Origin of the sequence: Prevotella veroralis (assembly GCF_018127765.1) — a bacterium.
Classification (GTDB): Bacteria; Bacteroidota; Bacteroidia; order Bacteroidales; family Bacteroidaceae; genus Prevotella; species Prevotella veroralis.
The window spans coordinates 112,937-133,379 of sequence record NZ_CP072331.1 but is presented as its reverse complement, the minus strand read 5'-3'; the positions used below and the strand labels follow the sequence as shown (position 1 = coordinate 133,379).

Genomic DNA, 20,443 nt, shown 5'->3' with positions numbered 1-20,443 from the left:
GGATGGCTGTACCAACCGTGCAACCATCCCCTCTCGGGACTTCAAATCCCACCTCACTATATCTCAAATAATGTTTAATAACCTAATTCACTTTATTCCTTATGGAGACAAAGAAGCGTTATAGCGATGAGGAACTCGAGGAGTTTCGCGCTATAGTAAACAACAAATTAGCCATAGCTAAGTCTGATTACGAAGAGACGATGAAGATTCTTACAAACAAGAACACTAATGACGTCAATGACACATCACCCACTTATAAGGCATTAGAAGAGGGTAGTTCGAATCAAACAAAGGAAGAACTCGTGCAGATGGCACAGCGTCAACAGAAGTTCATAAAGGGTCTTCAAGCCGCACTCGTGCGTATTGACAATAAGACCTATGGTATAGATCGAATCACAGGAGAGCTTATTCCGAAAGAACGACTGCGTGTTGTCCCTCATGCAACACTAAGTGTAGCATCTAAGGAAGCTAATAAACATCATTAATGAATAGTAATAAGAAAAAGGGCTTGATGGCTGCTTCTCTGATTGTATCGTTGCTTATCATCGATCAAATCATTAAGTTAGCTGTCAAGCTAAACATGACCTTAGGCGAGTCAATTCATATATTTGATTGGTTCCAGATAGAGTTTGTTGAGAACAATGGTATGGCATGGGGAATGGAGCTCGGAAGCAAGTTGTTCCTCAGTCTCTTCCGTATCTTCGCAGTCGTTGGATTGATATGGTATGTCAGAAATCGCATCCAGCAGGGAGCGAGAACGGCGTATATTGTAGTCTTATCTATGATATGTGCAGGTGCAGCAGGCAATATCTTCGACTCGTTGATATATGGTCAGATATTCACTGCCTCTACACCTTATTATATAGAGGGAGCCGTTCCTTCAACTCTTACAGCATGGGGAGAAGGGTACGCACCAATGCTTATGGGCAAGGTAGTTGATATGTTTTATTTCCCCCTCTTCACCGGTACCTTTCCTGATTGGATGCCGTTTTGTGGAGGCGAATCATTCGTCTTCTTCTCCCCTGTCTTCAACTTTGCTGATGCCTGCATAAGCGTGGGTGTCATCACCATTCTACTGTTTTTTAGAAAGGACTTCAACGGTTGGAAGCCAGAGAGAAGTTAGGAGTTAGGAGTGTTGAATGAGGAGTTTTGAGAGGATCAAAAGCCTAATGAGAATGAGAGATAGATATATAACTCACTTGCTTACAGCCCTTTGTGGATTACTACTCACAACCTTTTTTGTGGGTTGTAAACCATCTATTCCATCCGAATACATACAGCCATCGAAGATGGAAGACATACTGTATGACTATCACATAGCGATGGCGATGGCAAATAATGGTAATACTTCTGCGGCGAAAGCAAAGGCTTATAAGCTGGCAGTAATGAAGAAGTACGATGTGACGGAGGCGCAGTTTGATAACTCCCTGAAGTATTACATGCGTCACACCGAACATCTTCATGACATGTATGTAGACATCTCCAAGCGTCTTGAAGACCAAGCTCGTGCAGAGGGCGCATCGGAGTCTGAACTATCACAATACGGTGCTATTACCTCCAAAGGAGACACTACTGATATATGGAAAGGCGGTCGCTCGCTCATTCTCTCCCCTTACGCACCTGTCAACAAAGAAACTTTTGAAATCAAAGCAGATACCGCCTTTCATAAAGGCGACCGCTTAATGCTCAATTTCGATTCGCAGTTTATCATACAAGATGGCGCACGCGATGCCGTAATTGTTATGGCGGTCACCTTCACCAACGATAGTATTACAACGCAATACACGCATATCTCCTCTGATTCTCATCAAACACTTATGGTGGACGGGGGCGACTCTTTACGGATAAAGAACATCCGTGGCTACTTCATGATGCTAAAGGGTCAAGAGCCAACTACCACCTTTAAGATGTTAATTCTTAATAACATTCAACTCGTCCGAATGCACGTTCGCAAGCAAGAGAACGTCAGTTCAGGCGACTCAACGAATACTTCTGACCCGATAAGAACGATCGGTGGAACACCAGTAAACCCCAGTTCGGCACCTGCACAGGGTGACCGTCCCCCTCGCACACCCACTGATGCTATGCGTGAAAGGGGCTTACCCGTAAAGAGGACACGATAAACTTGAACAGATGCGACGCATAGCAGCGAACTTCATCCACACTCCCAACGAGACAATCGAGCAAGGAATCGTTGTCATCGAGGCTGGAGTTGTCACGGAGATATACCCCTTCACACACGAAGAGGCTATGACTGAATGGATGAGCGGAACGATTGATGTGCGCAAAGACAGCGATGGGACGTTCCGTGCCTATCGACAGAATACACCCATAGAATAACCTTTGAACAGATTAAAAACATAAAAACTACAGCTTATGAAGAAGTCATTTGCAACGCTCGCAATGCTTTTTATGATGTCATACACCTATGCGTGTACGAACTTCATAGCCACTAAGGGCGCAACAAAGGATGGTTCCGTCCTCGTTACTTACAATGCTGATGATTACGGCTTGTTTACTAACTTATGTCATTATCCGGCTGGTTTTCATGACAAAGATGCGCGTCGTGAGATCATTGATTACGACACACACGAGAGTCACGGGTACATTCCTGAGGCGCAAGTAACCTACAATGTCATCGGAAACATCAATGAATACCAGGTCAGCATAGGTGAGACTACCTACGGCGGACGCGAAGAGATGGTGGATAAAAACGGCATTATCGATTACGGATCACTGATGTATCTGGGCTTACAACGCAGTAAGACGGCAAGAGAAGCTATCAAGGTGATGACGACACTGGCTGAGACTTACGGCTATAACTCCGAGGGGGAAACCTTCACAATAGCAGATCCTAATGAAGTGTGGTTGCTTGAGATGCAAGGATGTGGTGGTGATAAGAAGCAGAAAGTGGTGTGGGTTGCAGTGCGCATACCCGATGGGATGATTTCAGCTCACGCCAACCAGAGCCGCATTGGGCAATTTTCTACTTATCCAACAGAGGTCATCACGTCTAAAAACTGCATTAGTTTCGCACGTTCAAAAGGCTGGTTTACTGGAAAGGATAAGGACTTTAACTGGAAAATGGTGTATGCAAAGCCCAACTTCGGAGGGCGTCGTTGGTGTGATGCACGCGTTTGGAGCTACTTTAATCACTTCAAAGATATGTCGCACTGGTTGCCTTGGGCACTCGGAAAAGACGCCAACGCCGAAGACATGCCACTATGGATTGCACCAGACAAGAAGCTCGATGTAGCTATAATGGAGGCTTGTATGCGTGATCACTATGAGGGTACTCCACTCGCACTAGACAATGACGTCGCTCAAGGGAATTGGGATTGTCCTTATCGTCCAACCCCTCTTCAATACGAGGTTGACGGTAAGAAGTATTTCAACGAGCGTCCAACGTCTACCCAGCAGACGGGTTTCTCCTATGTAGCACAGCTCCGTTCATGGTTGCCAAGAGAGCTTGGTGGAATCCTATGGTTCGGTAACGACGATGGCAATATGATAGCTTATGTGCCTATCTATTGTAGTAATACGGAGCGTGCAGAGTGCTTCAATACACCTGGCGCAGACGCTGTTACCTTCTCAGATAAGAATGCTTTTTGGGTTTGCAACTGGGTAAGTAACATGGTTTACCCACGTTATTCGCAGCTCTTCCCATCGCTGAAAGCAGTGCGCGATTCGCTTGAGAACGCTTATTTCGCAGCCCAACCAGAGGTGGAAGCAAAGGCTCTTAGCCTGTACAAGACGGATAAGTCCGCCGCAGTGAAGTATCTTAACGACTACTCCATACAGAAGAGTAACGAAATGCTTGCCCGTTGGAAGCAGCTTGCCATCTACCTGATTGTGAAGTACAACGATATGGCTGTGAAGCCAGAAAAGGATGGTAAGTTCCTTAAAACACCAACTGGTCTTGGTGAGCGTGTGGCTCGTCCAGGTTATAGTGACTATATGAAGCATGAGATCGTCAAGCAGACTGGCGATAAATATGCCGTACCAACAAAGTAAGGGAAAGCCTCACACACAACCCAACTACAGCCTCACCCCCGCCCATCTACAGCCTCTCCCCCGCCCCCTCTCCGAATGGAGAGGGGAGTGGATAGCATTGTTTGCAAACAAAGAGGGCGTTTCTTCGATGTGAAGAGACGCCCTTTTCATTGCAAGGAGACGCCCTCTTCAAAGCGAAGAGAGCGTTCCTTTAATTAATGATAATGCCAACCTGTAGGGACAGACGCCCTCGTCTGTCCGCCAGAGCACGCCAGATCCGCAACCAACTTCCCCGCTTTATGCGGACAGACGAGGGCGTCTGTCCCTACTTTGTGGCATCCTTTTGGATAGGAAGAACCATCCTCACTTGCTTCCGTTAGGCTCTCCTCCCCTTGGGGGAGGCTGGGTGGGGTTTCCATTCGAGGGCGTCTGTCCCTACTTTGTGGCATCCTTTTGGATAGGAAGAAAACTCCTTCTCCACCTGTTCCAACCAGCTCCCGTGAGGCACTCCTTCCCTTTTGGGGAGCTGGGTGGGGCTTAGGGGGAATGCTGGCAGGACTTCTCTTGTAGGCTGGGTGGGGCTTCCTCCTTTTCTCGGAACCGATTACAACCTTTTTTATTGAGGCTCTTTGTTATGTCAAAGGTTTGTATTATCTTTGTAAAATAATGATTGACAGACCAACAGTAGATCGAATAATGGATGCTACGAATATCGTTGAAGTCATCAGCGATTTCGTATCTCTACGCAAGGCAGGAACGAGCTTTAAGGGGCTATGTCCATTCCATGACGACCGCACACCATCGTTTTCTGTAAGCCCCGTAAAGGGAGTTTACAAGTGTTTCGCATGTGGGGCGGCGGGCAATGCAGTGAAGTTTATCATGGAGCATGAGCAGATGACCTACGTAGAAGCATTGAAGTGGCTTGCGAATAAATACCATATTGAAGTACACGAACGCGAACTCTCTGCTGAAGAAAAGCAACAGGAGAACGAGCGCGAATCGATGTTTCTGGTAAACGAGTGGGCAGCGAAGTATTTTGAAAACATCCTCCACAATGACGTGGATGGTACTGCTATAGGCTTGCAGTACTTTCGTAGCCGTGGTTTCAGGGATGATATCATCCGCAAGTTCAAGTTAGGTTTCTGCCTATCACGCCGCAATGCCTTCTCTGAAGCAGCCTTGCAAGCTGGGTACAAACGTGAGTTTCTGGTGAAGACGGGACTTTGCTTTGAACGAGAGAACGGCGAATTGATTGATAGATTCAATGGTCGTGTGATGTTCCCATGGGTTGGCGTGAGTGGAAAAGTAACCGCTTTCGGTGGTAGACTATTGGATGAACGCACCAAGGGAGTGGCTCAGAAGTATGTAAACTCGCCCGATAGCATTATATATCACAAGGAGCGTGAGCTTTACGGGATATTCCAATCGAAGAAAGCAATAGCCAAACACGACCTTGTCTACATGGTGGAAGGATACACGGATGTGCTTTCTATGCACCAATCAGGCATTGAGAACGTTGTAGCTAACAGTGGTACAGCATTGTCGGTGTACCAGATTCGTATGTTACACCGCTTCACTTCGAACATAGTTCTGCTCTATGATGGTGACGCCGCAGGTCAACATGCAGCCTTGCGAGGTACTGATATGCTGCTTGCCGAGCGTATGAACGTGAAGGTTCTACTGCTTCCTGACGGGAAAGACCCCGATGAGTTCGCCCGAACTCATAGTGCGGAGGCATTCAGACAATATGTTGAAGAGAACCAAACAGACTTCATTGTCTTTAAAATTAACCTCCTGCTTAAAGGCGTAACAGACCCTATTAAACGTTCGGAAGCCATCAGCTCCATCGTTCAGAGTATATCGGTTATCAAAGACCCAATACTCCGTGACACTTATATTCGTGAGTGTTCCAATCGCACGGGAGTGTCCGAACGCACGTTGATGGAGCAGATGAACCGCAATATACATCAGTATCGTGAGCAGCAGACACGCGAACAGCAAATTCAAAAGGAGGCTGCTATTCGTGAGCAGCAATCCGTTGCGCAACCTGCTGCGAGCACTGTTTTGCAGGTGTCGAAGGTGGAACGAATGATCATGCAAACCATTGTGAAAGATGGAGATAAGATCATTTTGCGTGACATCAAAGATGAGTCTACGGGGCAATTACTCAATATTACAGTGGCTCAATATATAGCTTATACATTGATGGAGAACGGTCTTTCGCTTACCAATCCACTGTATGTTAAGATGCTGCAAGAGGCTGTTGAACATTGTGCCGACCCACAGTTCAAAGCCGAAGAATACTTCACTCAACATGTGGACATCGATATTGCCAATGAAGCGGTACGCCTAAGTGTTGACCGATTCCAGCTCTCTGAGAGTCTACAAGTTAAGGAAACGGAGCACAGTCTGCGTGAGCGTGTGTTGCACATTATGACCGATTACCTGTTAGACTACTATGACTCGCATCTCAAAGAACTTGTTGCAAGGATGAAGCAAACCAAAGATACGGACGAGATGATGGGTATGTTGAAGGAAATTAACGCTATGCAAAACAAGAGGAATATCCTCGCTAAACGCTTAGGAAGCGATATTTTGATATGATTGAGAAGATAAAACGACTCTTTACACAGCCCCTCTCACTGGGCGATATTACCTCCGATACTAACAAACAGATGGTGACTAAGGCACTCAAGGAGCTTAATTGTGAGGTGGAATGGACTCAAGAAAAGTCTGGAGTGCGGTTCGTTCAGTACGACTTCCAGCGTGGGCACTTCGGAATCCACCTCTTTCCGGGTACGAAGATGATAGAGTTAACCTATCTCTATATCGCTGATACAGATTTAGCTAACGTGCATCTTGTTCGCCAACTGTGTAATGAGATGAACATAAACTCTGATGGTCCGCGCTTCTGTTACACGCTGAATGAAGCGAAGAACAACGTTAATATTCACCTATTCTTTGACCTTCTCTTAGACAGCGATCGTGCGAAAGATATTCTGTCGGCGGCTATGTCGAATCTATTTGGGAGTCAGAACGCTTTCTGCCAACGCTTTGATACGGTGGAAAAGGAGGCTAAAGAGAACGAAACAGACGACTTGGAAGCTGCAAAAAGCGATGTGGAGAGAAGCTGCTACATGATTCGTGAACAAGAGCTAACGCATCAGAAGATTGCACCGGGATGGCGACAGAATGATAATAAACCTGCTTCTCTAATGCAGTGGATGGATGTCGCCTTTGGGATGGCAAACTTTGTTCCGTCTGAATTAACCATTGTCACGAATGAAATTCATCACTTGGCTGATAGGCAGGCGATCGAAGTATTCGACCTCTCCACACCGCTGATTGAAGGTGGAAAGTTCGTGCGACAACATGCGATGTTAGACCTGATTTTCTTCCTTCCATCGGCTCCTGACACCCGACAACGCATGACTATCAGCTTGCAACAAGTAGGGAAAGCGAAGGACATATTATATTACAGGATTACAGGAACGCTGCTCCCATTGCCTGCAACGCCCTCTCGTTCATTGTCATCTGTCGAAACCAACGTTCGCATGGAGAGTGCTCTTATAGCTTACGACTTGCGTACTGACAAGCAACTCAACGATGAGTTCATCTACACATGGAAAGAGGCTCAAAGCAAACTCGCCAATAGTCAGGAGGGAGAACTTACTGATGAAGAACACTTACTGGCTACTGTTCTGTTGCAACCAGTGGCTTCTTATCTCTATCGAGGGCGTCGGCTCTATCTTCAAAAGCGTTACGTGGAGGCGATACCACACTTGTTTAATGCGTTCTATCGGCTCTTTTACGACTTTACAACGCTGAATAACAGTGCCAAAGAGACGTTCCTTGAAATCTGTTTCATGCTCGGTTCCTGTCACATGGAGATGCTGCAATATGACAGGGCATTCTTCTTTCTATCGTTCACAGTGGGTCGGAATAGCATAAGATACGCCGAAACGTATATCAACTGCTTAGTGAATATGAATGATTTTCGTGCTCTTGCGACTATTGAGGATATGCTGAATGACGTGTATAACAGCCTCCGTGACATCGAAGATGACCAAGTGGAAGAGCCCTTGCAGGACTTTCGTCGCTTCTTATTACGCCGTAAGTCGTATGTTCTCATTGGTCTGCAACGACTCAATGAGGCTGAAAAACTACTGCGAGAGATGCTGAAGAATCAAGAAGATATGGATTACGCGAAGCAGGAACTGGCATATATTCAATACTTGCGAACTGCTAACCAGAATGAAAAAAAGGCATCTGACACATCGCAGGGAGCACTTATATAATAAGGTGAAAAATAACGTTAAGAGGCGAAACGATGCTGAATACAAAAAGATAATACAACGATGATATACGTACACTGGCTCTTCCTCGTAGCTTACTCCATCATTGTTATCATGGCAATGGTTCGAGTTCTAATGGACAACCGGCAGCCTGCCAAGACCATGGCATGGATGTTGGTGCTAATGTTCGTACCCCTTTTAGGAATCGTTCTGTATATCTTCTTCGGTCAGAATACACGCAAGGAACGCAAGATATGGCAGCAGAGTCTCGACCAGTTAACGAAGCGTTCTATGCTGGAGTTCGTCGAACAGAAGGACTTCAATATACCTGAAGAATACCGCAACATCAGTAACCTTTTTATGAATCAAAGCCTCGCCTTGCCTTTCAAAAACAATGAGGTTGAGATCTACACAAGCGGTTATGACTTCTTTCCCTCACTACTGATGGAGATTGGAAAAGCCGAACATCACATCCATCTTGATACGTTTATTATCTCTGACGACCCACTCGGTCGAATCGTTGCCGATGCTCTTATCGACAAAGCGAGACAAGGAGTTGAGGTGCGACTCATCTATGATGACGTAGGCTCATGGCGTACCCCTAACAGCTTCTTCACACGTATGCGCAACGAAGGAGTGGAGGTTTATGCCTTTATGCCAGTGCGTTTTCCAGCCTTCACAAGTAGAGTGAATTATCGAAACCATCGTAAGATTTGTGTCATTGATGGAGAGGTTGGCTTCATCGGAGGTATGAACATCGCCCGAAGATACGTCCAAGGGACTGTGCGACAGCCGTGGCGTGATACGCATGTGAAGATCACGGGTGCCGCAGTCTACGGTCTGCAACGTGCCTTCTTGGTAGACTGGTACTTCGTATCGAAGATTCTTATCACCGAACGGAGCTATTATCCGGAGATCATCATAGGGCAGAATGACAACTTGGTACAGGTGGTTACGAGTAGTCCAACAAGTCTTTGGCCAGAGATCGAACAAGGGTATGTGCGCATACTAACCAATGCGAAGCATTATGTCTACATGCAAACGCCTTACTTCCTACCAACAAATCCCATCCTCTTTGCCATGCGTGTGGCAGCGTTGTCGGGTGTTGATGTGCGCCTAATGATACCTTATGAAACCGATACAAAGGTTGTTGAGTGGGCATCAAGGTCGTATGTTATGGAGGCAGCAAAGGCTGGTGTGAAGATACTTCTGTATCGCGAGGGCTTTAATCATTCGAAACTTCTGGTCTCAGATGACGCCATGGCGACCATAGGATCTACCAACGTCGACTTCAGGAGCTTTGAGAATGACTTTGAGGCAAACGCTTTCTTCTATGATAAAGAGATTGCTCTGCGTGTGAAAGAAGTATTTTTAAAGGATCAATCCGGCAGCCTTGACTTAGAAGATGTGCGCCGTTTGATCAAGAGACCTTTCTTGCAACGATTGTGGGAGTCGGTTGTTCGTCTGCTTAGTCCGCTGTTGTAAAACCCCTCCCAGCCTCCCCCAAGGGGAGAGAAGGAGCCTCACCCCCAGCCCCTCTCCGAATGGAGAGGGGAGTAAATACTACTATTAGCAAACAAAGAGGGCGTTTCTTCGAGATGAAGAGATGCCCTTTTCATTGCAAGGAAACGCCCTCTTCGATTGAAAGAAGGCGTTTCTTTCATTTTAAAATACTATTACCTCTGTATCTGTCAGATATTGGCGTACATGTAAATGGGAGTATTCACGCCCCTCTCCATTCGGAGAGGGGAAAGGGGGTGAGGCTTCAAAGTAGGGACAGACGCCCTCGTCTGTCCTCCCATTTACCCCTATGTATCATCCCGTCAGGCAACATCTTCTCCTTTTGAGGGGCTTGGGGAGGCTTTCGCTGGTTGTGTTCTGGCGGACAGACGAGGGCGTCTGTCCCTACTTTGTGACATTATCTTTAATTAAAGAAACGCCTTCTTCGCTTTGAAGAGGGCGTTTCCTTGCAATGAAAAGGGCGTCTCTTCACATCGAAGAAACGCCCTCTTTGAATTAAAGTAAGCCTCCCCTGCCTAACTTTCGTTAGGCATATCCCCTCTTTCGGAGGGGCTTTAGAAACCCTGGAGGAGGTTAGGTGGGGTCTAAAAATTACTTGCGATCGCCTAACTTGCTATCGATGTGTGCAATAGCATGGCTTGACAAGTGAGAGAAGGAATCGAGTATGTCTTGTACATTACGCTCTTCTTCAACCTGCTCATCGATGTATTTTGCGATGAAGTTCTGCGATGCGCGATCCTTTTCCTCATCTGCTACATCAGCCAAGCGATTGATAGATTCGGTTACTTTCTGCTCATGTGCCAATGTGTCAACGAATACTTCTTTAGGATCAGACCAGCTTGTCTTGACTGCATCTATCGCTGTCAACACAACTTCACCACCACGATGTAGAACGAACTGAGCCATGTCCATGGCATGTGAACGCTCCTCTTCTGCCTGCTTGTACATCCAACTGGAGAAGCCTTTCCAGCCCTCTTTACGGAACCAGCAAGCCATCTGGAGATAAAGATTAGATGAATAGAGTTCTGCTATGATCTGCGTGTTGAACGCATCTTGCATCTTACTTGTAATACTCATTGTAATGCCTTTCTTTATTATAAATAAACTTTGTTTGTGTCAGTCTTTACAATAATTCCATCTGCAAAAGTACCACTTTATCACCACAACACCAAATATTTTATATACTAAATGTTGCTTACGATGGATCCTATCAATAGACTGATTATATTCTAAAAAACGCCCTCTTGCTTACTCAATAACGACGGTTGTCCATCCATGTTTGTCTTCGATCGTACCATATTGTATGCCACGAAGGGTCTCATAGAGCTTCTTTGACCAAGGTCCCGGTTGATCTCCAAAGTTGTAAACCTTACCTGTCTCTAAGTCATCAAGGTGTGAAATAGGTGAGATAACAGCTGCAGTACCACATGCGCCAGCCTCTTCGAAGCTGTCTAACTCATCCTCCGCAATAGGTCGGCGTTCGACTTTCATGCCCAAGTCTTCGGCTATCTGCATGAGACTCTTATTAGTGATTGAAGGTAAGATAGACGTTGACTTCGGCGTAACATAGGTGTTATTCTTGATTCCGAAGAAGTTAGCTGCACCGCACTCATCAACATATTTCTTCTCTTTAGCATCCAGATAGAACTCCGAAGCATACCCTTTTTCATGCGCCATCTTATTGGCTCTCAATGAAGCGGCATAGTTTCCTCCCACCTTAAACATACCTGTTCCCAGTGGAGCAGCACGATCGACGTCACGCACAATGACGTATGGATTGGAAGAGAAACCACCTTTGAAGTAAGGACCTACTGGTGTGGCAAAGATCAAGAAACAATATCCTGTTGCCGGACGAACGCCCACGCCTGCTGTAATACCAAACAGTAACGGGCGCAGATAGAGCGTTGCTCCACTCTCATAAGGTGGGATGTACTCTTGATTGAGGCGTACCACCTTCTTCACCATATCAACGAATAGCTCGGTCGGAACCTCTGGCATGACAATACCACGGGCTGTGCTCTGCAAACGAGCGGCGTTCTCTTCTGCTCGGAAGACGCGTACCTTGCCATCAGGACAGCGGTAAGCCTTTAGTCCCTCGAATGCTTCTTGACCATAGTGGAGGCATGTCGCAGCCATGTGTAACTTCAAGTACTCATCCGAACAGACCTCTACTTCGCCCCACTTACCGTCTCGGTAATAACAACGAACATTGTAGTCGGTGCGCAGATAACCGAATGTCAAACTCTTCCAATCTATATCTTTCATATCATATAAGTATTTAATTGCATCTTGCCATAGCCTAATGCAAAAGTAAACAAATTTATCTTTCCCTGCAACCCATCGTTCGCTTTATTGCTACTGATTGGCTAACAGCTTCTGAATCTCATCATCGGTGTGCTTGAGCTTCTGCTTACACAGCTTCACAAGAGCCTGTGCTTGCTTCAGTTGAGCAGCCATTGAATCAACATCGAGTTCGCCTCGTTCCATCTTGTCAACTATGCTCTCGAGTTGCTGAACGGCGTCTTCATATTTCATTTCTTTCATCTTCTTGATTGTATTAAAGGGTTTAAAGGGTTCCTTTTAGCTATTTTTTCACTACACTCTCCACCTCTCCTTGCTCAAAGCGAGTGGTGATAACGTCTCCAGCCTTCAGTTGTGAGGCATTGCGAACAGCCTTCCCATTGTGTAAGGTAATGCTATATCCTCGACTTAAAAGCAACTTCGGATCCATCAGTTGGGCACGTTGAGCGAGCATATCTATGCGACGTTGCTCGTTAGAAAGGCGTCCTACAAGGGTTGGAATAGCATATCGCATCATCGAATCAAGGTCGTATCGGGCTTTAGAAAGCCTTTCCTTCATCCTATTCACCAACCTTTGTGAAAGACTATCGAGCCGTGCTTCCTGTTGAGTACGTACCACGGAAAAGAGCATGGGGATGTGAGTTGCAATGTGTTGTATGTGCATCTTCTCCCGTTCTAACCTGCGTTGAACAGCCTCCACAATGCTTGCTTGTGCGTTCTCAACCCTTGCCAGCGTCGCAGCCAACTGATTGATGAGATAAGCGGCAGCTGCTGTTGGGGTTTTCACACGCATGAATGAAACCATATCCAGCACACTCTCGTCACGTTCGTGGCCAATTCCTGTGATTATCGGGAGTGGGAAGTTCGCCACATTCTCCGCCAAATTCAAGGTGTCGAAACCACTCAAATCGGCTGTCGCACCGCCTCCTCGGATGATAACAACGCAATCGAAATCCTCTTCCCGTTCGTTAATTAGGTTCAAAGCATTGATAATGCTCTGTTCAACCTGGTCTCCTTGCATCACTGCGGGGAACAGTTCTACATGAAAGGCAAGCCCAAACTCGTTATGAAGTAACTGATTGCAAAAGTCGCCATAACCTGCTGCTGTCTCGGAGGAGATGACGGCTATGCGTTGAGCAAACATCGATAAGCACAATTCGCGTTGCAAGTCATAGACGCCTTCTGCCTTTAGCTGTCGGATAATCTCCTGTCGTTTGCGCATCATGTCGCCCATGGTAAACTCGGGATTGATGTCATCTACAATCCAAGAAAACCCATATTGAGGATGGAACTGAGCGTGTACAAGCAACATAACTTTCATACCTGCATGGATCGTCTGACCCGTTATTTTGATGAAAGAAGGCTGTATCTCCGCCCACACGTTATGCCAACACTTGGCTTGAGCACGTGCAATGGGAACATTGCCACGAGCGTCCTTCTCGATCAGTTCCATATAACAGTGTCCACGGCTCTCACGTGCTTCGGACAATTCAGCCTCAACCCAGTAAGAATGCGACAAGGTGCTACTGATAACATCCGATACCAATGCGTTCAGTTCATAGAGGGTGAGTGCTTTTGTCGTCATGTGTGCTTCTATATATATAATGAGGTGTGAATTACATTACTTACCATTGGGCAATACCACTTGGCGATACGCCTCCATGAAATCGGGAACACCATAACCCATGATGTTATTGGGCTTCAGATGATTATCAGATGTCTGCCGAATCACCTTTATCAAGTCCTTTGCACACGTGTTAGGAGCGGCTTGCCACAAGCAAGCAACCATCCCTGCCACCAACGGACAAGCAAAGGATGTGCCCGTATCGGGCGTGATATAACCTCTACCCGATACCACATTTGTTGGACAACCATACGCCATCACGTCTGGTTTCACTCGATTATCTGCCGTTGGACCAATCGATGAGAAAGCTGCATTAATGCCGTCTGGTGCAATCGCACCTACCGTGAGTATGTCATGCGCATCGGCTGGTACATTGATCTTCTTCCACGGTCCCATGCCATCATTCCCCGCACTGTTGACAAGGATAATACCTTTAGATGCAAGCAAGGAAGCCGCCTTTGAGATGGGTGCCGTCAGTCCATTGAGGTCGGAATAATGATAGTTTAGACTCTTATCATCGAAGCCGTGATAGCCTAAAGACGAACTAATGACATCGACACCGACGGAGTCAGCAAACTCAGCAGCGGCTATCCAGTAGTCTTCCTCCGCCGAACTCTCTGTAAGATAATCCTCTGAACGCAACAACCAAAAGCTCGCTTTCGGTGCAGAACCTACGAAGGTAGAGGGCTGATTGACTGCTATAACGGACAAAGTCTTCGTTCCGTGATCCATTTCCTTGTACACATCAGCATCATAACCAGCAACGAAATTATGCGTTCCAACGATGTTGACATTCTTAAAAGCAGCCATCTTATCCACGTTCATGAAGCCCGCATCAAGCACAGCGATGGTCATTCCCTGTCCTTGAAAGCCCATATTGTGCAACTTCCGACCATTGAGATTCTCCAACTGTGCCTTTCCCATACCATAATAATCATGTATGGTGGAATCGAGAACCTGTAAGTCTGGACGATAGCGAACGCGCTGTGATAACGGACGAATGGAGTCGGGAGAGGTGAAAACGAGCTTGCTATCTCTCACAAAAGGTAACACCTTGAGATCTTCTAACGTCTGCCTGTTATTGCCACGCACTAAGACAGAGTTGTTCCACTTGCTTATTGCGACCACATTCCCACCTTCTTTGCGTATCTTCTGAATGTATGTTGGTGACACGGGGAGGTCAGTTGAGTCAAGTTGAAGGTGCTGCCTCTCACGCCGTTTCAGTGCAGCTTCGGATAAGAAAAGCCTCGGTTTATCCAAAGAATAAGGCGATTCAGCCTTGTCGCGAAGCGTTACTCGAAACATATAACACTTCCCGCCGGGGTAACTAATGAAGCTTTTCTCATCATTACTGGCTCCTACTACTGCCGTAATGAGAGTAAATAGGCATATAAGATATATCTTTCTGAGGTTCTGTTTCATAACATGCAAACTTACACAAAATAATTGAATTATAGATTGTATGATGCCCTTTTTCTATAAATTAATCTCTTTCTACATTGTAGGATGGTATTCCCTTTGATACCAAGGAACACCCTCTTTCTATCAAGGAAACGCCCTCTTTGATACCAAGAGATGCCCTCTTTCTATCAAGGAAACGCCTTCTTTGACACCAAGAAACGCCTTCTTTCTATCAAGGAAACGCCCTCTCAAATTTAAAAGGTTTTCCCTAACGATCTTCCGTTAGGCTTTCCCATAGTCTGTCAGACTATGTTTGAGGAAGCATTCAAATTATTTTTGCTGTCATTACTGTCACAAATTAACTGAGATTAAACTTCTGATAATAAACGAGTTATGGTAATTGTTAAAAGTGACAGCAAGTTGAATTAAAAATAAATTAGGTTTTTAAGGGGATAAACGGAGACGATTATGTTGTAAAATCATACGACAAAACAGATGGAATCAAAGTGGATGTATATCAAAAGAGTGTATGGATATAGGAAATAAAATATCCTACAACTCTGTGATAATATGAATAGTTAAAGGTAAATTACATATAAATACTGGACGTAATAATTCTTAAAAAAGAGCGAGAAAATAGTTGTAGGTTTATGAAACAAATATTACCTTTGTCTCTATAAAACGAAAGAAGGTGAGTTGCCCCACCTTGTTTGTTTTCACAACGGAATAATCCTTATTGTGACTTGCTTGAAAATATCTGAGTGCAAATATAGGAATTAAATAACTAAAAACCAAACAAAACAAGAAGAAAATGAAAACAATTCTTGGTTTAGACTTGGGAACCAATAGTATTGGTTGGGCTAAAGTCTGCGTTGATGACAACGGTAATTACTTGAGAGACATTAAACTTGGTAGTCGTATTATCCCTATGAGCCAAGATGTTCTTGGTAATTTTGATAAGGGTGTGACGGAGTCTCAGACCTCAGTGCGTACTGGGTTTCGTGGAGTACGAAGGATAAGAGAACGCTCTTTGCTACGCCGTGAGCGTTTACATAGGGTCTTGCATGTCCTTGGATATCTACCTCCTCACTATGATAGTGCCATAGGTTGGAATAAGAATGAGCCTTCGACTTATGGTAAGTTTTTGAATCATGGTGAACCAAAGTTGGCTTGGGAACACAAAGAGGATGGGTCTATGCGTTTCCTTTTTATGGAATCTTTCCATGAGATGATGGCAGACTTTGCTAAAAGTCAACCATCATTGGTTTCTGATGGGAAAAAGATTCCACTCGACTGGACTATTTATTATCTTCGTAAGAAAGCCCTTAGCCAGCCAATTCGGAAAGAAGAACTTGCATGGTTACTACTAAATTTCAATCAGAAACGTGGTTATTATCAATTACGTGGAGAGGAAGATGACGATAATCCTACGAAGTGTGAGGAGTATTATGAGTTAAAAGTCGTAGGTATCGAAGCTGATGAAGAGGGTAAGAATGGGAATACTTGGTACAATGTTAAGTTAGAGAATGGTTGGATCTATCGTCGTCAGAGTAAGATTCCGTTGGATGATTGGATTGGTAAGGTCAGAGAGTTTATTGTCACGACAGAATATGAAAAAGATGGAATAACTCTCAAAAAGGATAAGAATGGAGACGTCAAACGATCTTTCCGCTCTCCAAGTGAGGATGATTGGGGACTTCGAAAAAAACGAACGGAAAAGCTGTTGGATTCTTCTAAAATGACAGTGGGGGCTTTTGTATATGATCATCTCTTGGCAGAACCATCTGATAAGATTCGTGGAAAGTTTATTCGTACGATAGAGCGTAAATATTATAAGAAAGAACTATATGCGATTCTTTGTGAGCAAAGTAAATATCATGAAGAATTACGTAGCGGAGATTATTTGAATAAATGTGCTGAAGAATTATATAAGAATAATCAACCTCATCGCAATAGTCTGTTGACAAAGGATCTTGCCTATCTACTTCTGGAAGACCTCATCTTCTATCAGAGACCATTAAAGACAAAGAAATCATTGATAGCAGAATGTCCATACGAAGCCTATAAATATGTAGATAAAGAGACAGGGGAGATAAAACGACAGGGAATTAAGTGTATTGCGAAGTCGAATCCTTATTATCAAGAATTCCGTTTGTGGCAGTTTATATCCAATCTCCGTCTCTTTAACAAAGCTGATGATAAAGAAGTCACAGCTGATTATCTTCCTACTCAGGATGATTATGTGCGTTTGTTTGCCTATCTTAATGACCGAAAGGAAATAAATCAAGAAACATTACTGAAAGAGTTCTTCAAGTTGAAGAAGATAACAGTTAATTCGGAGAAAGTTTTCCCTATTCGTTGGAACTATATAGAAGACAAAGAGAAGAAATATCCTTGTAATGAAACACGGCATGAATTACTGCTTGCTCTTGATAGAGCAAGAATCGATCATTCTTGGTTAGAGAAGCCTGGGCAAGAATATCGGTTATGGCATTTACTTTATTCAGTTGAGTCGAAAGAGGAGACAAAGGAGGCATTGCGCAAGCTAAAAGATGATGATGCGTTTGTTGAATCCTTCTTGAAAGTTAAGCCTTTCAAGAGAGAGTATGGTGCTTACTCAGAAAAGGCAATAAAGAAACTCTTAGCTGTTATGCGAATGGGAAGTCTTTGGCGAGAAACAGATATTTGTGATACAACAAAGGGGAATATCACTAAGATACTGCAAGGAGAGATAGATGAGAAACTTAAAGAGAAGATAAGTGCTTCTGTTTCTTCATATAATCAATTGTCAGATTTCCAAGGGTTACCAGTATGGTTGGCTTGTTATGTTGTATATGGACGTCATTCAGAGGCTGCAGAAATACAACATTGGAAAACTCCTGAAAGTCTTTTGGCATATATCAATGGCTTTAAACAGCATTCTCTTCGTAATCCGATAGTTGAACAGTGTATTTTAGAGACGCTTCGAACAGTACACGATATTTGGAAAGAAGTAGGACATATAGATGAGATTCATGTGGAATTAGGTCGAAATATGAAGAGCACTGCCGACCAACGTGCCCGTATCTCTGAGAATGTTCTGCGTAATGAGAATACGAATCTCCGAATTAAAAGTCTACTATTGGAGTTGAAAAATGATCCTAATATTAAAGATGTGCGCCCTTATTCCCCAATGCAACAGGAGAAGTTGCGTATCTATGAAGAGGGAGTTTTACAGGAATTGACCAAGGATGATAAGGACTTTACAGAGATAACAAAGATATCAACCATGGCTCAACCTTCTGCGAAGGAACTCCAACGATATAAGTTATGGCTTGAACAGAAGTATCGTTCACCTTATACAGGTAAGTCGATTTCTCTTACAAAACTTTTTACTTCAGCATATCAAATAGAACATGTTATTCCACAAAGTCGTTATTTTGATGACTCCTTTAGCAATAAAGTTATTTGTGAATCAGAGGTAAATAGTCTGAAAGATAACATGTTAGGATATGAATTCATAAAGAATCATGGTGGAGAGATCATTCATTGTACAATGTTGGGTGATGTAAAGGTTCTCAGTGAAAGTGAATATAAGGCTTTTGTAAATGACCATTATGCGCACAATAAACGTAAAAGAGAGAATCTTCTACTGGAGGATATACCACAAGAATTCCTTAATCGCCAGATGAATGACAGTAGATATATAAGTAAGGTGGTAAAGGCTTTGCTCTCTAATATTGTTCGCGCAGAAGGAGAAGAAGAAGCAACATCAAAGTTTGTCGTGTCTTGTTCGGGAGGTATTACAGATAGATTGAAGAAAGACTGGGGATTAAATGATGTTTGGAACAAAATAGTATATCCTCGTTTTGAGCGTTTAAATAGACTTACGGGTACGGAGGCTTTTGGACAATGGGAGAATAAGGATGGTAAAAGAGTCTTCCAAACAGCTGTTCCATTAGAGCTACAACGTGGGTTTAATAAGAAACGTATCGATCATCGTCATCATGCAATGGATGCGCTTGTGATTGCGTGTACCTCTCGCAACATAATAAACTATCTAAATAATGAGTCTGCAAACAATCCTAAGAAGCGTGAGGACTTGCGGCAAAAACTTTGTGATAAGAACAGAACTATTCGTAAACCTTGGGAAACATTCACACAAGATGCTACTGCAGCATTAGAAGATGTGATAGTTAGTTTCAAGAATTATGTTCGTATTATTAATAAAGCAACGAATTATTATGAGCGATATGACGTAGAAGGAAAGAAGGTTATAGCAGAGCAGAGAGGCGATGATATGTGGGCAATAAGGAAGCCTATGCACGAAGCAACATATTATGGGCGCGTTAATTTGAGACGGAAGAAGAAAGTTAATTTGAGAGTTGCCTTGGAGAATATATCCTCTATCTGTGATAATAAATTGCGAATATATATAAATGGTTTAGTAGAAAAAGGATTTAACACAAAGCAAATATTGGACAAATTTAAGAATACGAACGACCATTTTTCTATGCAAAAGATAGACAAAGTAGAGATATGGCAGTTTACCAATGAAGAAGAAAAATTAGTTGCAACAAGAAAACCTCTTGATACATCATTTGATACTAAAAAGATCGCATCAATTACTGATACTGGCATTCAGACCATCCTACTGAACTATCTCGAAACAAAAGGTGGAGATTCTACTATTGCTTTCACACCAGAAGGAATTGTTGAGATGAACCAGAATATCTCTAAATATAATAATGGGAAAGAACATATGCCAATATTAAAAGTTAGGTTATATACTAAACTTGGAAAAAAGATCCCTGTTGGACAGACTGGGTGCAAAGCTAAACAATTTGTTATCGCAGAGGCTGGAACGAATCTTTATTTCGCAATCTATGAAGATGAAGAAGGAAAACGTAGTTATAGAACGATACCTCTAAATGAAGTTGTTGAACGCTTGAAGCAAGGGCTTAGTCCTGTTCCAGAGAAGAATGACAAGGATGTACATCTTAAGTTTTACCTTTCACCGAATGACCTTGTATACGTGCCAATAGAAGACGAGCATGAGAGCTTAGCTAAGGATCATATATATAAATTTGTTGATTCTAGTGGCACAACAGCCAACTTTATTCCTCACAGATCCGCGAATGTCATTTTTGAACTGAATAAAAAAGATGCTGAAAAGTTTTGTAGTGGCTCTATTATTCAAAATGAGTATGGTGTAGGGAGTTCTCAGTCTAAGAATCAAAAAGCAATAACAGGTGAGATGATCAAGGCTGTCTGCAGGAAACTTGAGGTAGATCGTTTAGGGAATGTCATCAAAGTTATTTAGTAACAA

The 20,443-nt window shown here is 43.8% G+C and carries 15 protein-coding genes; 9 read left to right on the top strand and 6 right to left on the bottom strand.

Features of this window, described 5'->3' with window-relative positions; all coding sequences use genetic code 11:
• The first annotated feature begins 101 nt into the window (after positions 1-101).
• From J5A55_RS08725 to J5A55_RS08705, 5 genes are read left to right on the top strand one after another with little or no spacing between them, the layout of a single operon-like run.
• On the top strand, positions 102-485 hold the full coding sequence (locus tag J5A55_RS08725) for a TraR/DksA family transcriptional regulator (RefSeq protein ID WP_004383215.1): 384 nt from the start codon (positions 102-104) through the stop codon (positions 483-485).
• Positions 485-1,123 (top strand): lipoprotein signal peptidase, encoded by a 639-nt coding sequence (locus tag J5A55_RS08720; protein WP_004383216.1) that lies wholly within the window; start codon positions 485-487, stop codon positions 1,121-1,123. The genes J5A55_RS08725 and J5A55_RS08720 overlap by 1 nt, the downstream gene beginning before the upstream one ends.
• Before the next feature lie 52 nt (positions 1,124-1,175).
• A complete protein-coding gene (locus tag J5A55_RS08715) occupies positions 1,176-2,123 on the top strand; it encodes a DUF4296 domain-containing protein (RefSeq protein ID WP_082239105.1) in 948 nt (315 codons plus the stop codon).
• A 10-nt stretch (positions 2,124-2,133) separates the two neighbouring features.
• Positions 2,134-2,340 carry a hypothetical protein gene (locus tag J5A55_RS08710; RefSeq protein WP_004383219.1) on the top strand — a complete coding sequence of 69 codons (207 nt, stop codon included), beginning with the start codon at positions 2,134-2,136 and terminating at the stop codon, positions 2,338-2,340.
• Between the two features lie 36 nt (positions 2,341-2,376).
• Positions 2,377-4,014 carry a dipeptidase gene (locus tag J5A55_RS08705; RefSeq protein WP_004383220.1) on the top strand — a complete coding sequence of 546 codons (1,638 nt, stop codon included), beginning with the start codon at positions 2,377-2,379 and terminating at the stop codon, positions 4,012-4,014.
• Positions 4,015-4,208: 194 nt separating this feature from the next.
• Here the strand turns inward: J5A55_RS08705 and J5A55_RS08700 are convergent, their stop codons facing one another.
• Positions 4,209-4,442, bottom strand: a complete 234-nt coding sequence (locus J5A55_RS08700) for a hypothetical protein (RefSeq protein WP_199879829.1) — start codon at positions 4,440-4,442, stop codon at positions 4,209-4,211.
• A 217-nt stretch (positions 4,443-4,659) separates the two neighbouring features.
• On the opposite strand from J5A55_RS08700, the gene dnaG reads away from it, so the two are divergent.
• Genes dnaG through cls form a run of 3 tightly spaced genes read left to right on the top strand, consistent with a single transcriptional unit; the run spans position 4,660 to position 9,773 of the window.
• Entirely contained in the window at positions 4,660-6,597 is a 1,938-nt protein-coding gene (dnaG, locus tag J5A55_RS08695) for a DNA primase (RefSeq protein WP_004383226.1), read from the top strand.
• Complete coding sequence (locus J5A55_RS08690; RefSeq protein WP_004383227.1) at positions 6,594-8,291, top strand: hypothetical protein; 1,698 nt, start codon at positions 6,594-6,596, stop codon at positions 8,289-8,291. Before dnaG ends, J5A55_RS08690 begins: the two co-directional genes overlap by 4 nt.
• Positions 8,292-8,351: 60 nt before the next feature.
• Complete coding sequence (gene cls, locus J5A55_RS08685; protein ID WP_004383228.1) at positions 8,352-9,773, top strand: cardiolipin synthase; 1,422 nt, start codon at positions 8,352-8,354, stop codon at positions 9,771-9,773.
• Positions 9,774-10,400: 627 nt separating this feature from the next.
• Here cls and J5A55_RS08680 read toward each other — a convergent pair.
• The 5 genes from J5A55_RS08680 to J5A55_RS08660 all read right to left on the bottom strand — a co-directional run bounded on the left by J5A55_RS08680 (position 10,401) and on the right by J5A55_RS08660 (position 15,156).
• Complete coding sequence (locus J5A55_RS08680; protein WP_004383230.1) at positions 10,401-10,886, bottom strand: ferritin; 486 nt, start codon at positions 10,884-10,886, stop codon at positions 10,401-10,403.
• A 171-nt stretch (positions 10,887-11,057) separates the two neighbouring features.
• Positions 11,058-12,074, bottom strand: a complete 1,017-nt coding sequence (locus tag J5A55_RS08675; RefSeq protein WP_004383231.1) for a branched-chain amino acid aminotransferase — start codon at positions 12,072-12,074, stop codon at positions 11,058-11,060.
• Positions 12,075-12,164: 90 nt separating this feature from the next.
• On the bottom strand, positions 12,165-12,353 hold the full coding sequence (xseB, locus tag J5A55_RS08670; RefSeq protein ID WP_004383232.1) for an exodeoxyribonuclease VII small subunit: 189 nt from the start codon (positions 12,351-12,353) through the stop codon (positions 12,165-12,167).
• Positions 12,354-12,393: 40 nt separating this feature from the next.
• Entirely contained in the window at positions 12,394-13,695 is a 1,302-nt protein-coding gene (gene xseA, locus J5A55_RS08665) for an exodeoxyribonuclease VII large subunit (RefSeq protein WP_004383233.1), read from the bottom strand.
• 36 nt (positions 13,696-13,731) lie between these two features.
• Positions 13,732-15,156 (bottom strand): S8 family peptidase, encoded by a 1,425-nt coding sequence (locus J5A55_RS08660; protein WP_004383234.1) that lies wholly within the window; start codon positions 15,154-15,156, stop codon positions 13,732-13,734.
• A 790-nt stretch (positions 15,157-15,946) separates the two neighbouring features.
• On the opposite strand from J5A55_RS08660, the gene cas9 reads away from it, so the two are divergent.
• Positions 15,947-20,437 (top strand): type II CRISPR RNA-guided endonuclease Cas9, encoded by a 4,491-nt coding sequence (gene cas9, locus J5A55_RS08655; RefSeq protein ID WP_004383236.1) that lies wholly within the window; start codon positions 15,947-15,949, stop codon positions 20,435-20,437.
• The last annotated feature ends 6 nt before the right edge of the window (positions 20,438-20,443 follow it).